Annotated in this window: 5 protein-coding genes and 2 tRNA genes; 4 read left to right on the forward strand and 3 right to left on the reverse strand. The window is 73.3% G+C overall.

Annotation, left to right across the window (positions count from 1 at the left end; genetic code table 11):
* Both G3I42_RS33760 and G3I42_RS33765 read right to left on the reverse strand, forming a co-directional pair.
* A partial coding sequence (locus G3I42_RS33760) for a PAS domain-containing protein (RefSeq protein ID WP_164291472.1) occupies positions 1-1,930 on the reverse strand: 1,930 nt, incomplete at its 3' end.
* Between the two features lie 363 nt (positions 1,931-2,293).
* On the reverse strand, positions 2,294-2,761 hold the full coding sequence (locus G3I42_RS33765; protein ID WP_164291473.1) for an SSI family serine proteinase inhibitor: 468 nt from the start codon (positions 2,759-2,761) through the stop codon (positions 2,294-2,296).
* Between the two features lie 277 nt (positions 2,762-3,038).
* On the opposite strand from G3I42_RS33765, the gene G3I42_RS33770 reads away from it, so the two are divergent.
* Together G3I42_RS33770 and G3I42_RS33775 are read left to right on the forward strand one after the other, a co-directional pair.
* A tRNA-Ser gene (locus tag G3I42_RS33770) sits at positions 3,039-3,129 on the forward strand.
* A gap of 280 nt (positions 3,130-3,409) precedes the next feature.
* Positions 3,410-3,482, forward strand: a tRNA-Arg gene (locus tag G3I42_RS33775).
* Between the two features lie 168 nt (positions 3,483-3,650).
* Here G3I42_RS33775 and G3I42_RS33780 read toward each other — a convergent pair.
* Positions 3,651-4,193 carry a hypothetical protein gene (locus tag G3I42_RS33780; RefSeq protein WP_164291474.1) on the reverse strand — a complete coding sequence of 181 codons (543 nt, stop codon included), beginning with the start codon at positions 4,191-4,193 and terminating at the stop codon, positions 3,651-3,653.
* A 190-nt stretch (positions 4,194-4,383) separates the two neighbouring features.
* Here G3I42_RS33780 and G3I42_RS33785 point away from each other — a divergent pair, with 190 nt between their 5' ends.
* Both G3I42_RS33785 and G3I42_RS33790 read left to right on the forward strand, forming a co-directional pair.
* Positions 4,384-5,262, forward strand: coding sequence for a DUF2797 domain-containing protein (locus tag G3I42_RS33785; protein WP_203607691.1), 879 nt, complete (start codon positions 4,384-4,386; stop codon positions 5,260-5,262).
* A gap of 165 nt (positions 5,263-5,427) precedes the next feature.
* Positions 5,428-6,381: an amidohydrolase family protein gene (locus G3I42_RS33790; protein ID WP_164291475.1), complete on the forward strand. Its 954-nt coding sequence runs from the start codon at positions 5,428-5,430 to the stop codon at positions 6,379-6,381.
* Positions 6,382-6,580 lie beyond the last annotated feature (199 nt).

Raw genomic sequence — 6,580 nt, forward strand, 5'->3', positions numbered from 1 at the left:
CCTTCGCTGCCTCGACCTCGCTCTCCAGGAAGGCGTCCACGGAGGAACGACGCGCCCGCCGCCGCCCGTGCCCGGTCGTCGTGCTGTCGGGGTCGCCCGCGCCGTCAACCGTCCCCGTCCCGGGGCCGCTTCCCTCCGTGCTCCCGTCCGCGCCCGCTTCGGCCTGCGGCGCGGCCGGTGCCGCCACCGCGCCCGCGCCCTCGCCGAGCGGCACGTCGAGCACGTACGTCGCGCCACCCATGCCGGGGACGGTGTGCGACTGGAGGACGCCGCCGTGCGCGCGCACGATGCCCGTGACGATCGGCCCGTGCACCGGGTCGCCGCCCGGGTAGGGGCCGCGCACCTCGATCCGCACGGCGTCACCGCGCTGCGCCGCGGCCACCACGATCGTGGAGTCCACCCAGCCCGTGTTGACGAGCCCCTGCCGCGCGTTGCCCGTCGCGTCGATGCCCGCGACATCGGCGACCAGGTGGGCGAGCGCCGTCGCGAGCCGCTCCGGGTCGACCTGCGCCTCGATCGGCGGCGCGTGCACCGCGAACTGCGCGCGGCCCGGCCCGATCAGCTCGACCGCCCCGTCGACGCCCGCCTGGACGACCGCGTCGAGCATGACGTTGCGGCGGTGCAGCGTGTCCGTACCGACATCGAGCCGCTGATAACTGAGCACGTTGTCGACCAGAGTGGTCATCCGCGAATAACCAGCGGTCAGGTGGTGAAGGATCTGGTTCGCTTCCGGCCACAACTGACCGGCCGGATCGGCCGCGAGCGTCCCCAGTTCGCGCCGCAGTTCGTCGAGCGGCCCGCGCAAAGAGGTCTCCAGAACGGCAAGAAGTTGCTCGTGCCGGGCGGCAAGCGCCTCGAAACGGTCCTTCTCGCGCTCGGCGAGCGCCGCGTACCGGTCCTGGGCCTGCGCGACGGCCTCGTCGTGCCGCGCGTCCAGCTCGGCGATCCGGGCCTCGTAGCCCTCGGTCAGCTCCGCGACCTCGGCGGCGTGGCTCTCGCGCAGCCCCGCGACCTCGGCGGCGTGGCTCTCGCGCAGCCCCGCGACCTCGGCGGCGTGGCTCTCGCGCAGCTCCGCGCTCTCCGCCGCGTGCCGCTCGACCAGCTCCTCGTAGGCGCGCCGGTCGGTGAAGGTCATGACGGCGCCGACGAGTTGATCGCCGTCGCGCACGGGCGCCGTCGTGAGGTCGACGGGGACCTTCTCACCCTTCTTGTTCCACAGCACCTGCCCGCGCACCCGGTGCTTGCGCCCGGAGCGGAGCGTGTCGGCGAGCGGCGACTCGGCGTACGGGAAGGGGGTGCCGTCGGCGCGCGAGTGCAGGACGAGCGGGTGCAGTTCGCGCCCGCCGAGGTCGCTCGCGCGGTGCCCGAGGATCTGCGCCGCCGCCGGGTTGACGAGGACGACGTGGCCCTCGGTGTCCGTACCGACGACGCCCTCGGCCGCCGCGCGCAGGATCATCTCCGTCTGCCGCTGCGAACGGGCGAGTTCGGCCTCGGTGTCGACAGTTCCGGTCAGATCGCGAATCACGATCATCAGCAACTCGTCGCCGGAGTAGCGCGAAGCGTCCTCGTACGGACCGGAATACGTCCCCGGGGACTGCGCCTCCGGATTGATGCTCGCGCTCGTGACCTCGACGGGGAACTCGCCGCCGTCCGTGCGCCGCGCGATCATCCGCAGCGGCTTCGTACGGCCGCGCTCGTCCTGGGCGTCGGGGCGGCGCATCGAGCCGGGGATGAGCCGGGAGTCGAACTGCGGGAGGAGATCGAGCAGTCCGCGTCCGACGAGCGCCGTACCCGGGGACTCCAGAGCCTGGAGCGCGATGGTGTTCGCGTTGACGACCGTGCCGTTGGTGTTGACGAGCACGAGGGCGTCGGGGAGGGAGTCGAGTATGGCTGCGAGGCGAGCAGTGCCCCGGGATGGCCTGCTGCTCACGACGAACGTTCCTCCCTGCCGTTCCACGAGGACCGCGCCCGCGGCTCCTCGCCCTGCCCTCCCGGACCGTCCCGCCGGCGGCCCGCCTGGGCCATCGTGCCGCGCGGTCCGCGACGTGTCACGCCTGGGAGTCTACGGGCAGCCGCGCTCGCTCGTACGAGGGAGCCGCGAGCGGTCGTACGAGGAAGTCGTGAGCATCCCGCGCGGAACCGGCGACGGCCCGTGCGGGGGAGCTTCGCGGGGTGGGGGCGCGCGGGCGGAGCGTGCGGGGGCGCGTGTCGGGTCGCGTGCGGTGGGGCGGGAGTGGGGGCGCGCCGGGGGCGTCGGGCCGTGCGCGCGGCCGGGTGTCGGGTCGGCGCGGCTTCAGGCGGCGGCCGTTCCCGTACCGCCCTGGGCGGGCAGCAGCGGTACGAGCCGGTCCCAGCGGGCGATCTCGCACCCGTTGGTCCGTGTGAACGTGGTGTCGACGGGCCGCCCCGCCCACTCCCCGCTGACGTGCGCGGTGCCCGGTCCCCCGTACTGCATCGTGCAGATCGCGTCGGACGGTACGGGCGCGAAGGTGTCGCGTCCCCACACGGTCACCTCGTCGAGCCGTGCGCAGGCCGCCTCGGCGTCGGGGTGGTCGCCCCCCGTGGGGTGGCAGCGGAGCTCGTACCGCGTGACGGACCCGCCGTCCCCCTTCACCTCCACGACAAGCCGGTCGCCCCGGAGCGGCCCGGGCGCGGGAACGGCGGAGAGGGCGGTGGCGGGCCCGGCCCCGGCGCCGAGCCCGAGGAGGCAGCCGGCGAGGAGCAGGGCGGTACGGGGAGCGGGCGGACGGAAGACGGACATGAACCCTCGCTCGGGACGGCGCGCGGCACGGTGGCCCCGTCCCGCATCGAGGTGCACAACGGGAGAGAGAGGGGGAGGACACGCGTCCTGCGGTGAGTGGCTGGGCGGGGAGCGGTCGTCCCGGGGCCGTCCGGGGAGGGGCCGAACGACCGCCGAAAGCTCTTTGCCCCACCCCTTGCCGCCTAGTACCGTGGGTGCCGATTGGTGGCAGCCCGCACGGCTGTGTCATCATCTCCACGCACCCGCAGGCGCTTGCTCGCAGGCAGGTGTGGCTTTTGGAGGCGTCGCCTAGTCCGGTCTATGGCGCCGCACTGCTAATGCGGTTTGGGGCTTACCCCCCATCGAGGGTTCAAATCCCTCCGCCTCCGCAGCACCCGCAGGGCCCCGCTCGTCCCCAGGACGACGGGGCCCTGCGGCGTTCCCGGCACGTGAACGGAGACGGGGTGTCCGGGGACCGGGGAGGGGCGCTCCGGGGGTGCTTCGAGGGCGCTCCGGGGGGCGCGATCCGGCCTTCGCGGGCACCTGCCAAAACAGCCGTACGCCCAGCTCAGGCAGGGCGCGCGATACGGATTTCGCGTCCGGCCGACCTTCATGTAATGTTGTTCTCGCAAGGCAGCCGGGGGACAAAAACCCGGGAGCCGAGCACAAGCACTCGTAGCTTAACGGATAGAGCATCTGACTACGGATCAGAAGGTTGCAGGTTCGAATCCTGCCGAGTGCACAGCACGGAAGAGGCCCCGGAGAAATCCGGGGCCTCTTCGCGTTGCGCGTGCGGTATGCCGTTCGGCTTCTGCGGATGCGTTGGGGGCCGCCGGGGAGGTGGCCCGGTCGCGTGGTTGTGGTGGGCGGTTCTGTCTGGTGGCCCTGCCTGGTGGTTGCGTGCCCCTCGTCAGTACGTCCAGCGCCAGGCGTTCGAGCGGTAGGAGCAGGTGATCGGGGTGCCGGCGGCCGTGCTGGTGCGGGCGCCGTGGTCGCTGTTGCGGCAGTAGTGGCCCGCCGAGTAGCAGTTGCCCGCGTTGGAGACGATCGAGCAGGTACTGGTGCTGCTTCGAGCCGTGCCGCTGCCTGTGCTGTTCCCGGTGCTGCCGCCGCTGCTGCCCGTTGTGGTGGTGCTCGCCCGGGCGGTCTTGGTGACCGTGACGGTGACTGTCGGGGCGGGTTCCGGCTTGGCCTTCATCGTCTTGGTGACGGTGGGGGCGGGTTCGGGGGTGGCCGTGGCGGTGACGGTCGCGCGCGCGGTCACGGTCGTCGCGGGGGCCGCCTTGGCCGCGACGGTCTCCTGGCCGTCGTCCCCGGCGGAGCCGATGAGCGCGCCGGTGAGCAGCAACGCCGTACCGCCGACCCACACGAGGACGCGCTTGTGCAGCGGCCGCCCGGGTGCGGGGTCGGTGGTGGACGGCTCCGGCGTGCCGTACGGGTTCGGGCTGGTCATGTCGTCCCCCCGGGGAGCTCTGGTAAGTGGGACGACGGTAGTGAGCCAGTGGGGGATGTGGGGGTGGTGTGGAGAAGATGTGGCCTGTTCGTGATCTGAGGCGTGTGGTGCGCGGGTCCGTGCGGCGTGGGTGCCGCTGAGGGGGCTGGAGGTGCCTGCGCTGTCAGTGGCTTCCGTTACGGTCGGCGCAATGGAGCGTGGTGCGGGGTGGTGGTGTGCCGGGGCGCGGTGGGAGGCGTCCGGGCGGGTGGGCTTGCGGTGGGTGGGGGAGCGGGTCAGCGGGCTCGGCGCGGGGGAACGGGTCGGGTTCCGGGTGGTGGGTGAGCGGCGGTGCCTCGGGGTGTGGCGGGGCGGCCGGTGGCGGGAGTGCGGCCGGGGGGCCGTGCTCGGGGAGGGAGGTGCGCGGGCGCAGTGCGAGGAGTGTGCGGCGCTGGACCGGGTGCGGTCGGTGGCGGCCGACACGTACGCGGACGACCCGCGCCCGTACCGCGTGTACCTCGCGTGGTTCGGGCCCGGGCTCGTGAAGGTCGGGATCACGGGGATGGCACGTGAGGGGGTGCGGCTGCTGGAGCAGGGGGCGCTCGCGTACTGCTGGCTCGGGCAGGGCCCGTTGATGGCGGCGCGGCGGGCCGAGGAGATGGTGCGACACGGGCTGGGGGTACCGGACCGGATTTCGTACGCGCGCAAGCGGGCGGCCCGGGGTGGTGGTGGTGACTGCCGGGCCGAGCTGGGGCGGGTGCACGGGGCGGCACGGGAACTGCCCGGGTGGCCGGAGACGTTGGAGCCGCTACCGGGTGAGGTCGTGGAGCACGGCGGCGTGTTCGGCCTGCCGCTGCCGTACGGGGGGATCGTGCGCGGGTTGCGGGACGGGGCGGTGCTCGTGGGGACGGTGCGGGGCGTTGCGGGCCCCGACGTGCATCTCGATGTCGCGGGAGAGACGGGGACCGTCGTGCTGGACACCCGGCGGCTCGCGGGGTGGTGCCTCGCGGCGGTGGGCGAGGAGGCGGTCACGACAGTGGGGCTCGTCGAGCGGGCGGGGGAGGGAGGGGAGCAGGGGGAGTTGTTCTGAGCGTGACTCGGCTGGGGGACGAGCCGCGTCCGGCTGGGCTGCCTGCGAAGGGGCTGCTTTCGGGCGGGACGGGTCCGGCTGGGCTGCCCGCGGGTGAGCCGCCTTCGGGCGGGGCGGTTCCGGCCGGGGTTGTTCCGGGCGCGTGGGGGCGGCAGGGTGGCCGGCATGGTGAGCGAGGAACTGGGCGGGGAGCGGTCGGCGCGCGTACTGGGGCTGGAGCCCGGGGGCGCGCGGGAGGCGGCGGCGGTACGGGAGTTCGCGCGGCGGATCGGGGCGGAGCACGGGCTCGTCGACGTGCACACGCACTTCATGCCGGACCGGGTGCTGCGCAAAGTGTGGGCCTACTTCGACGCTGCGGGGCCGCTCGTCGGGCGGCAGTGGCCGATCACGTACCGCCGTGCCGAGGACGAACGCATCGCGGTGCTGCGGGCCTTCGGCGTGCGCGCCTTCACGTCGATGCTCTATCCGCACAAGCCGGGCATGGCCGCGTGGCTCAACGGGTGGGCCGCCGACTTCGCCGCGCGCGTGCCGGAGTGCCTGCACACGGCGACCTTCTTCCCGGAGCCGGGCGTCGAGACGTACGTACGGACGGCGGTGGAACGCGGGGCGCGCGTCTTCAAGGCGCATGTGCAGGTGGGGGCTTACGACCCGGCGGAGCCGGTGCTCGACCCGGTGTGGGGGCTGCTCGCCGAGGCCGGGGTGCCGGTCGTGGCGCACTGCGGCTCGGGGCCCGTGCCGGGGAAGTACACGGGTCCGGGGCCGATGCGGGAGGTCCTCGCGAGGCATCCGCGGTTGCGGCTCGTCGTCGCGCACCTCGGCATGCCGGAGTACGCCGAGTTCCTCGACCTCGTCGCCGATTACCCGGAGGTGCGGCTGGACACGACGATGGCGTGGACGGGGTTCGCCGAGGAATTCGCGCCGTTCCCGCGCGCGGAACTGCCCCGGCTCGCGGCGTACGGGGATCGGGTGCTGCTCGGCACGGATTTCCCCAACACTCCGTACCCGTACGCGCATCAACTGGAGGTGATGGCGGACTTGGGCCTCGGCGAGGAGTGGCTGCGGGCGGTCTGCCACGACAACGCGGCGAGGCTCTTCGGGCTGGTGGAACAGGTTAGTTGAGGGGTGGGGGTCGCGGGAACGGGTTGCCGCTGCCTGTGGATAACTCGGGGTGAAGCGGAAATCTGCTCACTCTTGAGGGTGAGGCGTTGCGCGAGTTTCGCGGAGTTGTCCACAGATGTGGGTGGAGGTGGCGGGGTGGGGGTGGGGGTGCGGAAGACTTGGTGTTGGGGTCGCCCCCCAGGGCGGGTGGGGGCTGTCC

Source organism: Streptomyces sp. SID11385 (genome assembly GCF_010548245.1).
Taxonomy (GTDB): Bacteria; Actinomycetota; Actinomycetes; order Streptomycetales; family Streptomycetaceae; genus Streptomyces.